Annotated in this window: 19 protein-coding genes; 10 read left to right on the plus strand and 9 right to left on the minus strand. The window is 71.1% G+C overall.

Annotated elements, in window-relative coordinates; genetic code table 11:
• Positions 1 to 106: 106 nt before the first annotated feature.
• The 4 genes from A4R43_RS16050 to A4R43_RS16065 are packed head-to-tail and all read left to right on the plus strand — an operon-like array spanning position 107 to position 4,041.
• Positions 107 to 1,063 (plus strand): Zn-ribbon domain-containing OB-fold protein, encoded by a 957-nt coding sequence (locus tag A4R43_RS16050; protein WP_205215491.1) that lies wholly within the window; start codon positions 107 to 109, stop codon positions 1,061 to 1,063.
• A 10-nt stretch (positions 1,064 to 1,073) separates the two neighbouring features.
• Positions 1,074 to 2,129, plus strand: coding sequence for a thiolase domain-containing protein (locus A4R43_RS16055; RefSeq protein ID WP_113693060.1), 1,056 nt, complete (start codon positions 1,074 to 1,076; stop codon positions 2,127 to 2,129).
• A 1-nt stretch (position 2,130) separates the two neighbouring features.
• Positions 2,131 to 3,297: a thiolase domain-containing protein gene (locus tag A4R43_RS16060; protein ID WP_113693061.1), complete on the plus strand. Its 1,167-nt coding sequence runs from the start codon at positions 2,131 to 2,133 to the stop codon at positions 3,295 to 3,297.
• 9 nt (positions 3,298 to 3,306) lie between these two features.
• A complete protein-coding gene (locus A4R43_RS16065; protein ID WP_236809054.1) occupies positions 3,307 to 4,041 on the plus strand; it encodes a class I SAM-dependent methyltransferase in 735 nt (244 codons plus the stop codon).
• Here A4R43_RS16065 and A4R43_RS16070 read toward each other — a convergent pair.
• On the minus strand, positions 4,020 to 5,246 hold the full coding sequence (locus tag A4R43_RS16070) for a cytochrome P450 (RefSeq protein WP_162788492.1): 1,227 nt from the start codon (positions 5,244 to 5,246) through the stop codon (positions 4,020 to 4,022). The two genes, A4R43_RS16065 and A4R43_RS16070, sit on opposite strands and share 22 nt — an antisense overlap.
• A 239-nt stretch (positions 5,247 to 5,485) precedes the next feature.
• On the opposite strand from A4R43_RS16070, the gene A4R43_RS16075 reads away from it, so the two are divergent.
• The gene (locus A4R43_RS16075) at positions 5,486 to 6,616 is read left to right on the plus strand and encodes a steroid 3-ketoacyl-CoA thiolase (protein WP_113693063.1); all 1,131 of its coding nucleotides are present in this window, start codon (positions 5,486 to 5,488) and stop codon (positions 6,614 to 6,616) included.
• A 26-nt stretch (positions 6,617 to 6,642) separates the two neighbouring features.
• On the opposite strand, the gene A4R43_RS16080 is transcribed toward A4R43_RS16075, so the two are convergent.
• From A4R43_RS16080 to A4R43_RS16090, 3 genes are read right to left on the minus strand one after another with little or no spacing between them, the layout of a single operon-like run.
• Positions 6,643 to 7,098, minus strand: coding sequence for a pyridoxamine 5'-phosphate oxidase family protein (locus A4R43_RS16080; protein ID WP_113693064.1), 456 nt, complete (start codon positions 7,096 to 7,098; stop codon positions 6,643 to 6,645).
• 58 nt (positions 7,099 to 7,156) lie between these two features.
• Positions 7,157 to 8,053, minus strand: coding sequence for an SDR family oxidoreductase (locus A4R43_RS16085; protein WP_113693065.1), 897 nt, complete (start codon positions 8,051 to 8,053; stop codon positions 7,157 to 7,159).
• Complete coding sequence (locus tag A4R43_RS16090) at positions 8,050 to 8,826, minus strand: SDR family oxidoreductase (protein ID WP_113693066.1); 777 nt, start codon at positions 8,824 to 8,826, stop codon at positions 8,050 to 8,052. The genes A4R43_RS16085 and A4R43_RS16090 overlap by 4 nt, the downstream gene beginning before the upstream one ends.
• Before the next feature lie 67 nt (positions 8,827 to 8,893).
• Between A4R43_RS16090 and A4R43_RS16095 the strand changes: the two genes are divergently transcribed.
• The 5 genes from A4R43_RS16095 to A4R43_RS16115 are packed head-to-tail and all read left to right on the plus strand — an operon-like array spanning position 8,894 to position 13,074.
• Entirely contained in the window at positions 8,894 to 9,649 is a 756-nt protein-coding gene (locus A4R43_RS16095) for an enoyl-CoA hydratase family protein (protein WP_113693067.1), read from the plus strand.
• Positions 9,639 to 10,502, plus strand: coding sequence for a CoA transferase subunit A (locus A4R43_RS16100; RefSeq protein ID WP_113693068.1), 864 nt, complete (start codon positions 9,639 to 9,641; stop codon positions 10,500 to 10,502). Before A4R43_RS16095 ends, A4R43_RS16100 begins: the two co-directional genes overlap by 11 nt.
• Positions 10,499 to 11,215, plus strand: coding sequence for a CoA-transferase subunit beta (locus A4R43_RS16105; protein ID WP_113693069.1), 717 nt, complete (start codon positions 10,499 to 10,501; stop codon positions 11,213 to 11,215). Before A4R43_RS16100 ends, A4R43_RS16105 begins: the two co-directional genes overlap by 4 nt.
• Positions 11,212 to 12,258, plus strand: a complete 1,047-nt coding sequence (locus A4R43_RS16110) for an NAD(P)H-dependent flavin oxidoreductase (protein WP_113693070.1) — start codon at positions 11,212 to 11,214, stop codon at positions 12,256 to 12,258. Before A4R43_RS16105 ends, A4R43_RS16110 begins: the two co-directional genes overlap by 4 nt.
• Positions 12,259 to 12,276: 18 nt before the next feature.
• Positions 12,277 to 13,074, plus strand: a complete 798-nt coding sequence (locus A4R43_RS16115) for an alpha/beta fold hydrolase (RefSeq protein ID WP_113693071.1) — start codon at positions 12,277 to 12,279, stop codon at positions 13,072 to 13,074.
• Between the two features lie 11 nt (positions 13,075 to 13,085).
• On the opposite strand, the gene A4R43_RS16120 is transcribed toward A4R43_RS16115, so the two are convergent.
• The 5 genes from A4R43_RS16120 to A4R43_RS16140 are packed head-to-tail and all read right to left on the minus strand — an operon-like array spanning position 13,086 to position 17,343.
• Entirely contained in the window at positions 13,086 to 13,643 is a 558-nt protein-coding gene (locus A4R43_RS16120) for a sugar O-acetyltransferase (RefSeq protein ID WP_113693072.1), read from the minus strand.
• Positions 13,644 to 13,657: 14 nt separating this feature from the next.
• Complete coding sequence (locus A4R43_RS16125; protein ID WP_113693073.1) at positions 13,658 to 14,809, minus strand: acetyl-CoA C-acetyltransferase; 1,152 nt, start codon at positions 14,807 to 14,809, stop codon at positions 13,658 to 13,660.
• Entirely contained in the window at positions 14,809 to 15,426 is a 618-nt protein-coding gene (locus A4R43_RS16130) for a TetR/AcrR family transcriptional regulator (protein ID WP_113693074.1), read from the minus strand. Before A4R43_RS16130 ends, A4R43_RS16125 begins: the two co-directional genes overlap by 1 nt.
• Before the next feature lie 16 nt (positions 15,427 to 15,442).
• Positions 15,443 to 16,210, minus strand: coding sequence for an SDR family oxidoreductase (locus A4R43_RS16135; protein ID WP_113693075.1), 768 nt, complete (start codon positions 16,208 to 16,210; stop codon positions 15,443 to 15,445).
• On the minus strand, positions 16,207 to 17,343 hold the full coding sequence (locus A4R43_RS16140) for an acyl-CoA dehydrogenase family protein (RefSeq protein WP_113693076.1): 1,137 nt from the start codon (positions 17,341 to 17,343) through the stop codon (positions 16,207 to 16,209). Before A4R43_RS16140 ends, A4R43_RS16135 begins: the two co-directional genes overlap by 4 nt.
• Positions 17,344 to 17,345 lie beyond the last annotated feature (2 nt).

A 17,345-nucleotide genomic window follows, 5' to 3' on the forward strand; every position in this document is an offset into this window, starting at 1 on the left:
CGTGTTCCAGTTTCCGGCAAGTCCCGGCGCCGTCCCATTGCCGAGATTTCGAGAACGTGTTTCACTTCTGCTCGTGAGCCTGAGCGAAGCCCCGCTGTCGGCCCCGATGAACATCGGGTTCGACTACACCCGTTCGGTCGGCCCGGTACTGGGCAGGTTCGTCAACGGCCTCGCCGCGCACCGGATCGAAGGCGTCCGCGGCAGCGACGGCCGCGTCCACGTGCCGCCGGTCGAGTACGACCCGCTGACCGCCGAAGCGCTGACCGAGTTCGTCGAGGTCGGCACCGAAGGCACGGTCAAGTCGTGGACCTGGATGGCCGAACCGCTGGACGGCCAGCCGTTGTCGCGCCCCTTCGCGTGGGCGCTGATCCAGCTCGACGGCGCCGACACCGCGATGCTGCACGCCGTGGACGTGCCCGGCCCGGAGCACATGAGCACCGGAATGCGCGTGGCGGTCCGCTGGGCCGACGAGACCGTCGGGCACATCCGCGACATCGCCTACTTCCGTCCTGTTAGGACAGACACCGCCGACGCCGGGCCGACGGCCGATCCACCGCCGGTGGCCGAGCGCGAAGAAGGCGATCCGGTCGGCGTGGTGATCACCCCGGTGCACCTGAAGTACCGGCATTCCGCGTCACCGGAGGAAAGCCGGTACCTGCGCGCGCTGGCCAAGGGAAAGCTGATCGGCCAGCGCTGCCCGGTCTGCCACAAGGTCTACCTGCCCCCGCGTGGTGCCTGCCCGACCGACGGCGTGCCGACCACCGACGAGGTCGAGCTGCCCGACACCGGCATCATCACCACCTTCTGCGTGGTGAACGTGCCGTTCCTCGGCCAGCGCATCAAGCCGCCGTACGTCACCGCCTACGTGCTCATCGACGGCGCCGACATCGCCTTCCTGCACCTGATCCTCGGCTGTGACGCGGCCGACGTGCGGATGGGCATGCGGGTGCGCGCGTCGTGGCGCCCGCGCGAGGAGTGGACCACCTCGCTGGAGAACATCGCGCACTTCGAGCCGACCGGGGAACCGGACGCGCCGTACGAATCCTTCGCCCATCACCTGTAGGGACGCACACATGCCAGATGTCGCCGTGATCGGCTTCGCGCAGGCGCCGAACGTGCGGGAAACCCCGGGCACCACCAACGGCGTGGAAATGCTGGTGCCGCTGCTCGCCACCGCGTACCGGCAAACCGGACTGTCCAAACAGGACATCGAGTTCTGGTGCTCCGGCTCGTCGGACTACCTGGCCGGCCGGGCGTTCTCCTTCATCGCCGCGGTGGACGCGATCGGCGCCTTCCCGCCGATCCACGAGTCGCACGTGGAGATGGACGCGGCGTGGGCGTTCTACGAGGCCTGGCTGAAGATCCGGATGGGCGAGGTGGACACCGCGCTCGTCTACGGCTTCGGCAAGTCCTCGGCCGGGCAGCTGCGCCGGGTGCTCGCGCTCCAGCTCGACCCGTACTTCACCGCGCCGCTGTGGCCGGATTCGATCAGCATCGCCGCGTTGCAGGCCAGAGCCGGGCTCGACGCCGGGCTGTGGTCCGAAAAGGACCTCGCCGAGGTCGCCGCGCGCAGCCTGGCCGACGCGGCGGACAATCCGCTCGCGCAGTTCTCCGGTGCCACCGGCGCCGCCGAGCTGCTGGACTCGCCGATGGTCGCGGACCCCTTGCGACGTCACGACATCGCCCCGGTCACCGACGGTGCCGCGGTGGTGGTGCTGGCTTCCGAGGAACGCGCCCGCGACCTGGTCGAACGACCGGCGGTGATCAGCGGGATCGAGCACCGCGTGGATTCCCCGGTGCTCGGCGCCCGCGACCTGACCCGCTCCCCCAGCACCGCGGCCGCGGGCGCGGCGGCGGGGATCGACGGGGTGGAGGTCGCCGAACTGCACGCGCCGTTCACCCACCAGGAACTCATCCTCCGCCGGGAACTGGGCCTGGGCGACGGCGTCCGGATCAACCCGTCCGGCGGGGTGCTCACCGGCAATCCGATGTTCGCCGCCGGGCTGGCCAGGATCGGCGAGGCGGCCAAGCGCATTCTCGACGGCGGCGCCCGGCGCACCCTCGCGCACGCCACCAGCGGGCCCGCGCTGCAACAGAACCTGGTCGCCGTGCTGGAAAGGCGGGACTGAGATGGCGCCACTACCGGCCGCGGTGCTCGGCACCGGGCAAACCCACCACCGGGCCAAGCGGACCGACGTGTCCATGCCCGGCCTGCTGCGCGAGGCGATCGACCGCGCGATGGCCGACGCGCAGGTCGGCTGGGACGAGATCGACGCGGTGGTGCTCGGCAAGGCACCGGACCTGTTCGAGGGCGTGATGATGCCCGAGCTGTTCCTCGCCGATTCGCTGGGCGCCAACGGGAAGCCGCTGCTGCGCGTGCACACCGCCGGTTCGGTCGGCGGCTCGACCGCGCTGGTGGCGGCGAGTCTGGTGCAGGCCGGCGTGCACCGCCGCGTGCTCACGGTGGCCTTCGAGAAGCAGTCCGAATCCAACGCGATGTGGGGACTGTCCATCGTGCCGCCGTTCCAGATGCCGGTGGGTGCCGGGGCCGGCGGTTACTTCGCGCCGCACGTGCGCTCCTACATCCGGCGCTCGGGCGCGCCCGAGGTGGTCGGCGCGATGGTCGCGGCGAAGGACCGCCGCAACGGCGCGCTCAACCCGCACGCGCACCTGCGGCAGCCGGACATCACCGTGGAGTCGGTGCGGGCGTCGAAAATGCTGTGGGACCCGATCCGCTACGACGAGACCTGCCCGTCCTCCGACGGCGCCTGCGCCATGGTGATCGGGGACGAGGCCGCCGGGGACGCGGTGCCGGGCGGGGCCGCCTGGATCCACGCCACCGCGATGCGGACCGAGCCGACCACCTTCGCCGGCCGCGACCAGGTCAGCCCGCAGGCGGGCCGGGACGCGGCGGCCGCGCTGTGGCGCGACGCCGGCATCGCCGATCCGCTGTCCGAAGTGGACGCCGCGGAGATCTACGTGCCGTTCTCCTGGTTCGAGCCGATGTGGCTGGAGAACCTGGGCTTCGCCGAAGCGGGCGAGGGCTGGAAGCTGACCGAGGCGGGCGAAACCGCGATCGGCGGGCGGTTACCGGTGAACCCGTCGGGTGGGGTCCTTTCGTCCAATCCGATCGGCGCGTCGGGCATGCTGCGCTTCGCCGAGGCCGCCCGCCAGGTGATGGGCCGCGCCGGTGACCACCAGGTCGACGGCGCGCGCATCGCACTCGGACACGCCTACGGCGGCGGCTCGCAATATTTCTCCATGTGGGTGGTGGGCTCGCGCAAACCGGGTGACTAACCTGCGAGCGTGACCGAGGAGCGCAGGACCGGCCGGATCGGGCGGGAGCCGCAGTACGAGGTGTTTGCGGACGCGTTCGCCGAGCACGCCGAGAACGGCGCGTTCAACGCGCTCTACGACCGCCCGGCCATGCTCGCCCTGCTCGGGGACGTGCGCGGGGCGAAGGTGCTCGACGCCGCCTGCGGGCCGGGGCTCTACGCCAGCGAACTGGTCGCCCGCGGCGCCGAAGTGTTCGGGATGGACCAGAGCCCGCGCATGGTGGAGCTGGCCAAGGCACGCGTGCCCGAGGCCGACTTCCGCGTGCACGACCTGCACGACCCGTTCGACTGGCTGCCCGACGGGCAGTTCGACGCGGCGTTGTTCGCGCTGGCCATCCACCACCTGGACGACCGCGTGCCCGCGCTGCGCGAACTGCACCGCGTGCTGCGGCCGGAAGGCAGGCTGCTGGTGTCGACCGGGCACCCGGCCTGGGACTGGCTGCGCACCGGCGGCGACTACTTCCGCACCGAGCTGATCACCGAGACGTGGACGAAGGGCTGGCGCGTGAGCTACTGGCGCCAGCCCCTGTCCGCGGTCTGCGCGGAGTTCTCCGCGGCCGGTTTTGTCATCGACGAGCTGGTGGAACCGAAGCCGGACGAGCAGATGGCGCAGCACTATCCGGAGAGCTACGCGCAGCTGAGCGAGGCGCCGGCGTTCGTCGCGTTCCGGCTGACCAAGCGCGGTCAGCCGTACGCGACCTCGTAGTGCTTGATGGCGTTGAGCCAGCCCGACCGCAACCGCACCGGCGCGGCCACCTCGCGAATGCCCGGCATCTCCTCGGCGATGGCGTTGAAGATCAGGTCGATCTCCAGCCGCGCCAGGTTCGCGCCGATGCAGTAGTGGGCGCCCGTGCCGCCGAAGCCGACGTGCGGGTTGTCCTCGCGCAGGATGTCGAACTTCTCGGGGTTGTCGAAGGCGTCGGGGTCGAAGTTGGCCGAACCGTAGAACAGCCCGACGCGGTCGCCCTTGCGGATCTGCTGGCCGCCCAGCTCGGTGTCCTCCATCGCGGTCCGCTGGAAGGCGGTCACCGGGGTGGCCCACCGCACGATCTCGTCCGGCGCGGTCTTCGGCCGCTGCTCCCGGAAGATCTCCCACTGCTCGGGGTGGTCGATGAAGGCCTTCATGCCGTGGGTGATGGCGTTGCGGGTGGTTTCGTTGCCCGCCACCGCGAGCAGCAGCACGAAGAAGCCGAACTCGTCCGACGCCAGTGATTCCCCGTCGACGTCGGCGTGGATCAGCTTGGTGACGATGTCGTCCATCGGGCACTTGCGGCGGTCCTCGGCCATGTTCCAGGCGTAGCCGATCAGCTCGGCGGAGGCGGCGACCGGCTCGATCTCGTACTCGGGGTCGTCGTAGGCGATCATCTGGTTGGACCAGTCGAAGATCTTGAGCCGGTCCTGCTGCGGGATGCCGATCAGCTCGGCGATCGCCTGCAGCGGCAGCTCGCAGGCCACGTCGGTGACGAAGTCGCCGGAGCCCTTCTTCTTGGCCTCGGCCACGATCCGCTGGGCGCGCTCGCGCAGGGCGTCCTCCAGCTTCGAGATCGAGCGCGGGGTGAAGCCCTTCTGCACGATGCGCCGCAGCTTGGTGTGCTGCGGGGCGTCCATGTTCAGCAGCACCAGGCGGTTCGCCTCGATGGTCTCCTGGGTGATCGACTCGTCGAAGCGGATGATCGCGGTTTTCTCCCGTGAGGAGAACACCTTGTCGTTCCGCGAGACCGTCTTCACGTCCTCGAGCTTGCTCACCACCCAGTAGCCGTCGTCGGAGAAGCCTGCCAGGTTGTGGGGCTGCGCGTTCCACCAGACCGGCGCGGTCCGGCGGAGCGCCGCGAACTCCTCCAGGGGCACTCTCTCGGCGTAGAGATCTGGGTCCGTGAAGTCGAAACCAGCGGGGATCCCGGGAGCGGCCACGGTTGCCTCCAGCGCGAACTCGGCAGTGAAACGCGTTCTATTTCACGATTGAAGCACAGCTGTCCCGCCAGGTGAAGGGCTTCTAGTGAAACCCGTTAACTCGGACACGGGACTCCGTCAACCACTGGTAACTGACCTGGTGGCGAAGAGTCACCGATCGGCGGTTGACCTGGCGGCCGCTTGCCTCAAATAAGAACGTGTTCTATTTTTGGCGCAGAACGACGAGTGAGGAGCGGCCCATGCCGGAACCGGTGATCGTGGCGGCGGCGCGCACCCCGATCGGCAGGCGGCGCGGCCGGCTGTCCGGGTTGCACGCGGCCGAGTTGCTCGGGGTGGCCCAGCAGGCCGTGCTCGACCGCGCCGGGATCGAGCCGGAACTGGTCGAGCAGGTGATCGGCGGCGCGGTGACGCAGGCTGGCGAGCAGGCCGGGAACGTCACGCGCACGGCGTGGCTGCACGCCGGGCTTCCGCAGGGGTGCGGCGCCACCACGATCGACGCGCAGTGCGGTTCGGCGCAGCAGGCCGCGCACCTGATCGCCGGGCTCGTCGCGGCCGGGGCGATCGAGGCCGGGGTGGCGTGCGGCGTGGAGTCGATGTCGCGCGTGCCGCTCGGCTCGAACATCGGCACCGACGTGGGCAAGCCGAAACCGGACTCGTGGGCGATCGACATGCCGAACCAGTTCGGGGCCGCGGAACGGATCGCGGTCCGCCGGGGCATCACCCGCGAGGACGTCGACCGGTTCGGCGCGGAGTCGCAGCGCAAGGCGGCGGCCGCGTGGGCGGACGGGCGGTTCGAACGCGAAGTGGTGCCGGTCAAGACCTCCGACGAACTGGTGAGCCGGGACGAAGGGCTGCGCGAGACGTCCGTCGAGGCGCTCGCCGGGCTCAAGCCGGTGCTCGAAGGCGGCGTGCACACCGCGGGCAACTCGTCGCAGATTTCCGATGGCGCCGCCGCGCTGCTGATCATGGACGCCGACCGCGCCCGCGCGCTCGGCCTGCGGCCGCGGGCTCGTATCCGGGCGCAGGCGCTGGTCGGCGCGGAGCCGTACTACCACCTCGACGGGCCGATCCAGGCCACCACGCGGGTGCTCGAGCGCGCGGGCATGAGCATCGGGGACCCGGACATCTTCGAGGTGAACGAGGCGTTCGCGTCGGTGGTGCTGTCGTGGCAGCGGGTGCACCAGCCCGATCCGGACCGCGTCAACGTCAACGGTGGCGCGATCGCGCTGGGGCACCCGGTCGGCAGCACCGGCGCCCGCCTGCTGACCAGCGCCCTGCACGAACTCGAACGCCGGGACGGGACGACGGCACTGGTCACCATGTGCGCCGGGGGTGCCATGTCCACCGCCACGATCCTGGAACGCCTGTAGGCCGGAGCGCGCGGCCGCCGCGGGACCTACAACTCGTAGCGTTGCGCGGGGCCGTTTTCCGGGCGTTCGAAGCGGACGCGGCGGCGGCCCGGCCACCACGTCTCCACCTTGAGCGTGTTGTCCTCCACCCAGGTGACCGACGCGTCGGTCAGGGCCAGCCGGAACAGGTGCATGTCCTCCCCCGCCGGGATCTCCTCCGCGATGCCCGAAACCTTCGCGTCCCCGCCGCCTTCCGGGTCGCCCGGGAACGCGTGGATCGCGCACCGCCCGTCACGCCGCAGGTCGCGTGCCTTCACCGCGTCGAGCATCGAGCCGAGCAGGAGCTCACCGTCGCGGAACTCCACCTCGCTGCCGTTCACACGCGGTGAGCCGTCACGCCGGAGCGTGGCCAGGACATGCGACTTCTCCGCGGTGAACCGCGCGTGCACCCGCTTCGCCAGCTCGGGTGCCTCGGTTTCGAACTGCTTCCAGGAACCTGTCATGCCCCCAGCGTCACCCGAAACCCCGACAGAACCTGTCATGGTTTCGGGCACCGGTTTTTCACCCGCCGTAGACCGGCTCCGGTTCCGGCGCCTCGGCCAGCAGCTCGGCCACCACCGGGCCCAGCTCGGACGGCTCCCAGCGGGCGCCCTTGTCGCGCTCCGGCCCGTGCCGCCAGCCGGTGGCCAGCGAGACCCGCCCACCGTCCACTTCGAACACCCGCCCGGTCACCCCGGCCGATTCCTCGCTGCCCAGCCAGACCACCAGCGGTGAGACGTTCTCCGGCGCCATCGCGTCGAACCCGTCCCCCGCCGCCATCATCTCGGCGAACACCTCTTCGGTCATCCGGGTCCGCGCGGCCGGGGCGATCGCGTTCACCGTGACGCCGTACCGCGCCAGCTCGGCCGCCGCCACCACGGTCAGCCCGGCGATGCCCGCCTTGGCCGCGGAGTAGTTGCCCTGCCCGATGCCGCCCAGCAGGCCCGCCCCCGAACTGGTGTTGATCACCCGCGCCGACGGCGTCCGGCCGGCCTTCGCCTCGGCACGCCAGTGCACCGCCGCGTGGTGCAGCGGCGCGAAGTGGCCCTTGAGGTGCACGCGGATCACCGCGTCCCACTCCTGCTCGCTCAGCGTGACCAGCATCCGGTCGCGGACGAAGCCGGCGTTGTTGACCAGCACGTCCAGCCTGCCGAACTTCTCCAGCGCGGTGCCGATCAGCCGTTCGGCGCCCGCCCAGTCGGCCACGTCGCCGGTGTTCGCGACGGCCTTGCCGCCCAGCGCCTCGATCTCGGCGACCACCTGCTCAGCCGGCCCGGCCGAGGTGCCGCTCCCGTCGGCGGCCACGCCGAAGTCGTTCACCACCACCGAAGCGCCCTCACGGGCGAAGGCCAGCGCGTGCGCGCGCCCGATCCCGCGTCCCGCCCCGGTCACCACGACCACCCGGCCGTCCATGATCATGCCCGCTCCTCGTGTTGTGCGTTGCTCGCCGCCAGGAACGCCGGCACCTCACCGCCGCCGTGCGCGGTCAGCGTGGTCCCGCTGACGTAGGACGCCTTCGCCGAAGCGAGGAACACCGCGCACGCACCGATTTCCGCCGGTTCGGCGAGCCGCCCGAGCGGAACCGTGCGACCGGCCGCCGCCACGCCGGCCTCGTCGCCGTAGTGCAGGTGCGCCTGCTCGGTGCGGACCATGCCCGCCGCGATGGCGACCACCCGCACCTTCGGTGCCCATTCCACGGCGAGGCTGGCCGTCAGGTTGGCCAGCCCGGCCTTCGCGGCGCCGTAGGACGCCGTGCCCGGGGACGCCCTGCCCCCGCTCACACTGCCGACGTTGACGATCACCCCGCCGGATTCCTGGTGCTGCATAACGGAATTCGCGCAGCGGGCGACGGTCAGCGGGGCCAGCAGGTTCAACGCGACCACCTTCTCGTGGAAGCGCGGCGACGCCCGTGCCGCTTCGGCGAAGGGCGCGCCTCCGGCGTTGTTGACCGCCACGTCGAGCCGTCCGTACCGTTCGGTGATCCGCTCGACCAGCGCCTCGACCTGCTCCGGCTCCCGCACGTCACAGGGCAGGAAATCCGCCCCGGCAACGGAATCCGGCGGCTTCCGCCCGCAGACCACCACCCGCGCGCCGACCTCGGCGAAGGCGGCCGTGATCCCGGCGCCCACGCCTCGCGCGCCGCCGGTGACCAGCACGACGGCACCGCCGAGGCCGAGATTCCAGGTCGTCATGGCCTGCCCTTCCGACGACTGCCCTGCTAACGTACCAAGCAAGTGCTAGGTTTGGCGAGAGGCGGACATGCCCATCACCACCGAACAGCCGGAGCCGGGCGTCACCGTGGTCACGGTGGACGCGCCGCCGGTCAACGCCCTGTCCGTGCGGGGCTGGTTCGACCTGGCGGACGCGATCCGCGCCGCCGGGGACGACCAGCGGTGCCACGTCGTGGTGCTGCGCGCGGCGGGCCGCGGCTTCAACGCCGGCGTCGACATCAAGGAAATCCAGGCCGATTCCGGGTACACCGCGCTCATCGGCGCCAACCAGGGGTGCGCGGCGGCCTTCGCCGCGGTCTACGACTGCGCGGTCCCGGTGATCGCCGCCGTGCAGGGCTTCTGCCTCGGCGGCGGCATCGGCCTCGTCGGCAACGCCGACGTGGTGATCGCCAGTGAGGACGCCACCTTCGGACTGCCCGAAGTGGACCGCGGGGCGCTCGGCGCGGCCACGCACCTCGCGCGGCTGGTGCCGCAGCACCTGATGCGCGCGCTGTACTTCACCGCGAGCACCATCGACGCGCACCAGCTCCACCACCACGGTTCGGTCTATTCCGTGGTGCCGCGCGAAGAACTGGACAAGGCGGCGCTGGAGCTGGCGCGCACCATCGCGGCGAAGGACACGCGGGTGATCCGCGCGGCGAAGCAGGCGATCAACGGGATCGACCCGCAGCACGTGCACCGCAGCTACCGCTACGAACAGGGCTTCACCTTCGAGCTGAACCTCGCCGGTGTCTCGGACGAAGCACGGCAGCAGTTCCTGGACAGGGGGAAGAATGCCGGATAAGCGAACCACGCCGGACGAGATCGTCGCCGAGCTGCGCGACGGCATGACCGTCGGCATCGGCGGCTGGGGGTCCCGCCGCAAGCCGATGGCGCTGGTCCGCGCGTTGCTGCGGTCGCCGGTCAAGGACCTGACCGTGGTCTCCTACGGCGGGCCGGACGTGGGCCTGCTGGCGTCGGCGGGCAAGATCCGGCGGCTGGTGTTCGGCTTTGTCACCCTCGACTCGATCCCGTTCGACCCGTGGTTCAACCGCGTGCGCGAGCAGGGCGCGATCGAGGTCACCGAGTACGACGAGGGCGTGTTCGGTACCGCGCTTTCCGCTGCCGCGCAACGACTTCCGTTCCTGCCGACGCGGGCGGGGCTGGGCTCGGCGGTGCTCGACCTGAACCGCCACCTGCGCACCGTCCGCTCGCCCTACGACGACGGAGAGGAGCTGCTCGCCGTGCCCGCGTTGAAGCTGGACGCCGCGCTCATCCACCTCAACCGCGCGGACGCCCGCGGCAACGCGCAGTACCTCGGGCCGGACCCGTACTTCGACGAGCTGTTCGCCCTCGCCGCCGAACGCACCTTCGTCAGCGTGGAGAAAGTGGTGGAGACCGCGGAACTGACCGAAGCCGGGCCGGTGCAAAGCCTGCTGCTGAACCGGAGTTCGGTCGACGGCGTGGCGGAAACCCCGAAGGGCGCGCACTTCACCACCGCGGCGCCCGACTACGGCCGTGACGAAGCCTTCCAGCGCCACTACGCCGAATCGGCCAAAGACCCGGACAAATGGCCCGCCTTCGCCGACCGGTTCCTCAGCGGGGACGAGCGCCGGTACCAGGACGAGGTCGCCAAGTTTCACGAGGAGGCCGCGTGAGCCCGACCCGTGCCGATGTCGCCGCGGTCGCCTGCGCGGAGCTGTTCCGCGGTGACGGCGAGATCGTGGTCAGCCCGATGGGCCTGCTGCCGTCGATCGGCGCGCGGCTGGCCAGGCTCACCTTCGAACCCGACCTGCTGCTCAGCAACGGCGAGGCGTACCTGGTCGACACCGACGGGGTGATCGAGGGCTGGCAGCCGTTCCGCAAGGTGCTCGACACCGTGGTCCCGCACGGCAAGCGGCACGTGGTGATGGGCGCGAACCAGATCGGCCGCCACGGCGACCAGAACATCTCCGCGATCGGCGAGCACTCCCGGCCGGTGAAGCAACTGCTCGGCGTGCGCGGCGGGCCCGGCAACACGGTCAACCACCGCACCAGCTACTGGGTGCCGCGGCACGGCAAGCGGGTCTTCGTGTCCGAAGTGGACATCGTGTCCGGCGTTGGTTACCAGCGTGCCAAAGGTTTCCCGTACCACGACGTGCACCGCGTGGTGACCAACCTGGCCGTGCTCGACTTCGGCGGGCCGGACCACACGATGCGGCTGGTGTCCACGCACCCCGGTGTTTCGGTGGACGAGGTGTGCGCGAACACCTCGTTCGAACTGGACACCAGCGCGGTCACCGAAACCCGGCTGCCCACGGACGAGGAACTGCGCCTGCTGCGCGAGGTCGTCGATCCGAATGGGCACCGGGAGCGCGAGGTGCCGTCGTGAAGACCGCGCTGACCGAGCTGACCGGTGTGACGCATCCGGTGGTGCAGACCGGAATGGGCTGGGTGGCCGGGCCGCGGCTGGTCTCCGCCACCGCCGAGGGCGGCGGGCTCGGCATTCTCGCGTCGGCGACGATGAGCTACGAGGAACTCGCCACCGCGATCAAGGAAACCCGGCTGCGCACGGCAAAACCGTTCGGCGTCAACCTGCGTGCCGACGCCGAGGACGCCGGGCGGCGGGTCGACCTGCTCATCGCCGAGGGCGTCAAGGTCGCTTCCTTCGCGCTGGCCCCGAAACCGGACATGATCGCCAAGCTCAAGGACAACGGCGTGGTGGTCATCCCGTCGGTCGGGGCCGCGCGACACGCCGAGAAGGTGGCGGGCTGGGGTGCCGACGCGGTGATCGTGCAGGGTGGTGAGGGCGGCGGGCACACCGGCGGGGTGGCCACCACGCTGCTGCTGCCGTCCGTGCTGGACGCCGTGGACATCCCGGTGGTGGCCGCCGGTGGCTTCTACGACGGCCGCGGCCTGGCCGCCGCGCTGGCCTACGGCGCGGCCGGGGTGGCGATGGGCACGCGGTTCCTGCTGACCCGCGAAAGCACCGTGCCGGACGCGGTCAAGCAGGCCTACCTGGCGCGCGGGCTCGGTGACACCGTGGTGACCCGCAAGGTCGACGGCCTGCCGCACCGCGTGCTGCGCACCGAACTGGTCGAGTCGCTGGAGCGCTCCGGCAGGCTCACCGGCTTCGCGCGGGCGGTCACCAACGCCGCGCGGTTCCGCCGGATCACCGGGCTGAGCTGGCGGTCCATGCTGCGTGAGGGCCTCGCGATGAAGCGCGGCGGCGACCGTGGCTGGGCGCAGGTGCTGATGGCGGCGAACACGCCGATGCTGTTGCGCGCCGGGCTGGTCGGCGGTGATCCGGACGCCGGGGTGCTGGCATCGGGGCAGGTGGTGGGCCTGCTGGCGGACCTGCCCGCGGTGGCGGAACTGATCGAGGGAATCGTGACCGACGCGGAGCTGATCCTTCGGCGCTTGGGCGGCTGCTGATGTGCTTGACTTCCCGGCATGATCTCCCAGCGTTGCCCGGTCGCCGACGGTGAGCTGCAGGTCGAATCCACCGGCGAAGGGCCGCCGCTGCTGATGATCGCGGGCGGGCTCGGCGCCGCGGACAGCTACCGCGCCCTGGCGAAGCGCCTGGGCAGCGACTACACCGTGCTCACCTACGACCGGCGCGGGCACTTCCGCAGCACGGACGAGACCACCGGCCCGGTGCCGGTCAGCCTGCAGGCCGACGACGCGCGGGCGGTCATCGAGCACGCCGGGCTCGGCAAGGCGACGGTGTTCGGCAGCAGCGCGGGCGCGCTGATCGGGCTGGACCTGGCCGCGCGGCACCCCGACGTGCTGACCGGGCTGGTCGCGCACGAGCCGCCGCTGGTCCAGCTGCTGCCGGACGCCGAGGAGTGGGAGGCCTTCGCCGAGTCGCAGGTCGCCGCGTGTGAGCGGGGCGACCTGGTCGAGGCGTTCACGCAGTTCGCCGGTTCGCTGGCGGGGGCGGGGCTGCCTGAGCTGCGCATGGTGCGCCTGCCGAACGAGCGGGAGTGGATCCGGCTGTTCACCAGGGAGCTCCGCGCGTTCTACCACTACGAGCCGGATCTGGTGGCGCTGCGGCGGTCGCGGGTGGAGATCACCCCGACGGCCGGCCGCGACAGCCGGGGCTACTACCACTACCGCCCGGCGAAAACGCTTGCGCTCGAGCTGGGGCAGCCGTTCGCCGAGGTGCCGGGCGCGCACCTGGCCCCGCAACGCAACCCGGCCGCCTTCGAAACCGCCCTGCGGGAGCTGCTGGCGGACCTGCCTTCGTAGCGGGTGCCGTGTCAGAGCGGCCGGATCACCCTGGCCGGGTTCCCGGCGGCGAACACGCGGGACGGCAGGTCCCTGGTGACCACGCTCCCCGCCCCGACCACCGTGTCGTCACCGACGGTCACCCCGGCGCACACGGTGACCCCGCCGCCGAACCAGACGTTGTCGCCGATGGTGATCGGGGCCGCGCTCTCCCACCGCTGGCGTCGCGCCTCGTGGTCCTCCATCGGGTGCAGCGCGGTCAGCAGCTGCGCCCGCGGCCCGATCGACACGTCGTTGCCGATCCGGATCGGGGCGCAGTCCAGCAGGATGGCGTCGTAGTTGAGGAACGAGTTGGCGCCGATCTCGATCAGGTAGCCGTAGTCGCACTGGAAGCGCGGCATGATCCACGAGCCGTCGCCGAACTTGCCGAGCAGGTCGCGCAGCAGCTCGTCCCGGCGCTCGTTCGCGTCGGGCTCGGTCGCGTTGAACTCGGCGCACAGGCGCTGCGCGCGATGCCGCTCGGCGACCAGCTCGGGATCGTTGTCGCGGTACAGCTCGCCGCGCAGCATGCGCTCCTTGTGTTCACCCATACCGCGAGGCTAGATCACACTCGCTCGATGATCGTGACGTTGGCGGTGCCGCCGCCTTCGCACATCGTCTGCAGCCCGTACCGGCCCCCTCGGCGTTCCAGTTCGTGCAGCAGGGTGGCGAACAGCTTGGTCCCGGTCGCGCCGATCGGGTGGCCCAGTGCGATCCCGCCGCCGTTGACGTTGACCCGCGCCGGGTCGGCGCCGGTTTCGTCGAGCCAAGCCAGCACCACCGGCGCGAAGGCCTCGTTCACCTCGAACAGGTCGATGTCCCCGATCGACAACCCCGTGCGGCGCAGCGCGTGCGCCGTCGCCGGGATCGGGCCCGTCAGCATCCAGACCGGGTCCGCGGCCCGCACCGAAAGGTGGTGGATGCGTGCCCGCGGCTTCAGGCCGTGCTCCGCCACGAACGAAGCCGAAGCGATCAGCGTCGCGGAAGCACCGTCCGAGATCTGGCTGGCCACCGCCGCGGTCAGCACCGATCCGGGGCTCAGCGGCTTCAGCGACGCCATGCGCTCCAGCGTGGTGTCCCGCCGCGGCCCCTCGTCGTGGCGGAAATCGCCGACCGGCGCGAGCTCCGCGTCAAAACGACCGGAATCGATGGCCGCGATGGCCCGCTGGTGACTCGAGTACGCGTACTCCTCCAGCTGCGCACGCGGGAAACCCCAGTGCGAAGCGATCATCTCCGCCGCGTGGAACTGCGAGATCTCCGCGGCGCCGTACCGCTCCTGCCACCCCTTCGAGCCGGAGAACGGGTCGTCGAAGCCGTGCTCCCGCCCGGCCAGCATGGCCGCGCTGATCGGGATCTGGCTCATGTTCTGCACCCCGCCGGCCAGCACCAGGTCCATCGTGCCGCTGAGCACCGCCTGCGCGGCGAAGTGCACCGCCTGCTGGCTCGACCCGCACTGCCGGTCCACGGTCACCCCTGGCACGTGGTGCGGGAACCCGGCGGCCAGCCAGGCCGTCCTGGCGATGTTGCCGGCCTGCGGCCCGAGCGTGTCCGTGCAGCCCAGGATCACGTCGTCCACCAGCGCCGGGTCCACCCCGGCCCGGCCGACGACCGCCTCGATCACGTGGGCGCCGAGATCGGCGGAGTGCATCGCGCTGAGCGCGCCCCCGCGCCTGCCCACCGGGGTGCGCACGGCGTCGAGCACGTAGGCCTCGGCCATCAGGTCTCCTTCTTGACGCGGCGCCGCCGGGTGGCGATGCCGTCGAGCAGGATGCCGAGGTACTGCGCGGCCACGTCGGCCGCGGACAGCGTGCCCTCGGGGTTGTACCAGCGCACGGCCACCCACACGGTGTCGCGGATGAACCGGTAGGTCAGCTCGATGTCCAGGTCGGCGCGGAACTCCCCGGCCGCGATGCCCTCGGCGAGCAGGTCGTGCCACAGCTTGCGGAACTCGGCGTTGCGGGTGCCGATGTAGGCGAACCGCGGCTGCTTGGCCAGGTGCTTGGCCTCGTTCTGGTAGATCTCCACCTCGGCGGGCCGCCGGTGGATGGAGTCGAAGGACGCCGCGACCACCGCCTCCAGCGTCTTGCGCGGCCCCAGCCGCGACTCCACGATCTCGGCGTAGGTGCCGAACAGCTCGTCGAGGAACCCGGTGAGGATCTCGTCGGCGATCTGCTCCTTGGAGTCGAAGTGGTGGTACAGGCTGCCGGACAGGATGCCCGCCGCGTCGGCGATGTCCCGGACCGTGGTGGAAACGAACCCGCGCTCGGCGAACAGGCCCGCGGCGATGCCCAGCAGTTCCGCGCGGCGGCCCGAGTTCGTTCCTGGCTTGCTCATCGTCTTCTCGTGTTCCTTACGCGTGCTGACTCGAAACGGAGACCACCTCGCCGGTCAGGTACGAGGCGTAGTCACTGGCGAGGAACACCATCACATTCGCCACCTCCCACGGTTTCGCCGCCCTGCCGGAAACCTCGCGCGCGGTCAGCTCGGCCAGCACGTCCTCGCTGGTCACCTTGGCCAGGAACGGGTGCATCGCCAGGCTGGGCGCGACCGCGTTGACCCGGATGCCGTGCTCGGCCACGTCCACCGCCGCGCACCGCGTCAGCGCCATCACCCCGGCCTTCGCCGCCGCGTAGTGCGCCTGCCCGGCCTGCGCCCGCCAGCCGAGCACGGAGGCGTTGTTCACCACCGCTCCCCCGTCACCCTGCGCGATGAACTGCCGCAGCGCCGCCCTGGTGACCCGGAAGGTGCTGGTGAGCGTCACGTCCAGCACGGTGGCCCACTCGTCGTCGGTCATGTCCACAATGGACTTCTGACCGCCGAGCCCGGCGTTGTTGATCAGTACGTCGAGCCGGCCGTGGTGGGCCACCGCGCCGTCGATCAGCGCCCGGACCTGTTCACCGTCGGTGACGTCACACGGGATCGCGTGCACCCCGCCGAGTTCGGCGGCCTTCTCGGCCAGCCTGCGCTCGTGCCGGTCGCTGAGCACCACCCGCGCGCCCTCCTCCAGGCAGCGCCTGGCCACCGCGGACCCGATCCCGGTGCCCGCCGCCGCGGTGATCACCACCACCTTGTCCCGCAACAGGTCGCGGCCTTCCGGGTACTTCGGCACGGGGATCAAGGACGGGCCTCCCTCGGCAGGCCGAGCACCCGCTCGGCGATCACGTTGCGCTGGATTTCGTTGGAGCCGCCGTAGATGGTGTCGGCCCTGGTGAACAGGTAGAGCCGCTGCCACTCGTCCAGGTCGTCGCCGGTGAGCATCGCTTCGGGGCCACGCACCAGCATCGCCAACTCCCCGAGCGAACGGTGCCAGTTCGCCCAGACCAGTTTGGACACTTCCGCCACGCCGGGCGCGGTGTCACCGAGCGTGCGGCGGGCGTGCGCGTTCATCACTTCGAGGCCGACCCGCGCGCGGGCCAGCTTCTCGGCGATGTGCGGGTCACCGGCGGCACCGGTGCGCTCGGCGAGTTCGGTCAGCGCCTGGAGTTCACGCCGGAAGCCGACCTGCTGGCCGAGCGTGGCCACCCCGCGCTCGAAGCCGAGCGTGCCCATCGCCACCCGCCAGCCGTCACCGGGTTCACCGACCACCAGGTCACGCGCGGTACGGGCGCCGTCGAAGAAGACCTCGTTGAACTCCGAGGTCCCGGTCAGCTGCACGATCGGGCGCACCTCGACGCCCGGCTGCCGCATCGGCACCAGCAGGTACGACAGGCCCTGGTGCCGCTGGGAACCGGGTTCCGTGCGCGCCAGCACAAAGCACCAGTCGGCCTGGTGCGCCAGCGAAGTCCACACCTTCTGGCCGTGCAGCACCCAGTCGTCCCCGTCGAGCGTGGCCGTGGTCGACACCGCGGCGAGGTCCGAGCCCGCCCCCGGTTCGGAGTAACCCTGGCACCAGAGTTCTTCCACAGCCCTGATCTTCGGCAGGAACCGGCGCTGCTGCTCCGGCGTGCCGAAGGCGATCAGCGTCGGCCCGAGCAGCTGCTCACCGAGGTGGCTGACCTTCGCGGGCGCGTTCGCCCTGGCGTACTCCTCGTGGAAGATCACCTGCTCGTCGAGGCTCGCACCGCGGCCGCCGTGCTCGACCGGCCAGCCGAGGCAGGTCCAGCCACCGGCGGCGAGCCGCCGCTCCCAGGCCAGCCGCTCTTCGAACGCCTCGTGCTCGCGGCCGGGGCCGCCGAGGCCACGCAGCGCGGCGAACTCACCGGCCAGGTTCTCGGCCAGCCAGTCGCGCACCCGTTCCCGGAACTCGGTCACGC

The organism is Amycolatopsis albispora (assembly GCF_003312875.1).
Classification (GTDB): Bacteria; Actinomycetota; Actinomycetes; order Mycobacteriales; family Pseudonocardiaceae; genus Amycolatopsis; species Amycolatopsis albispora.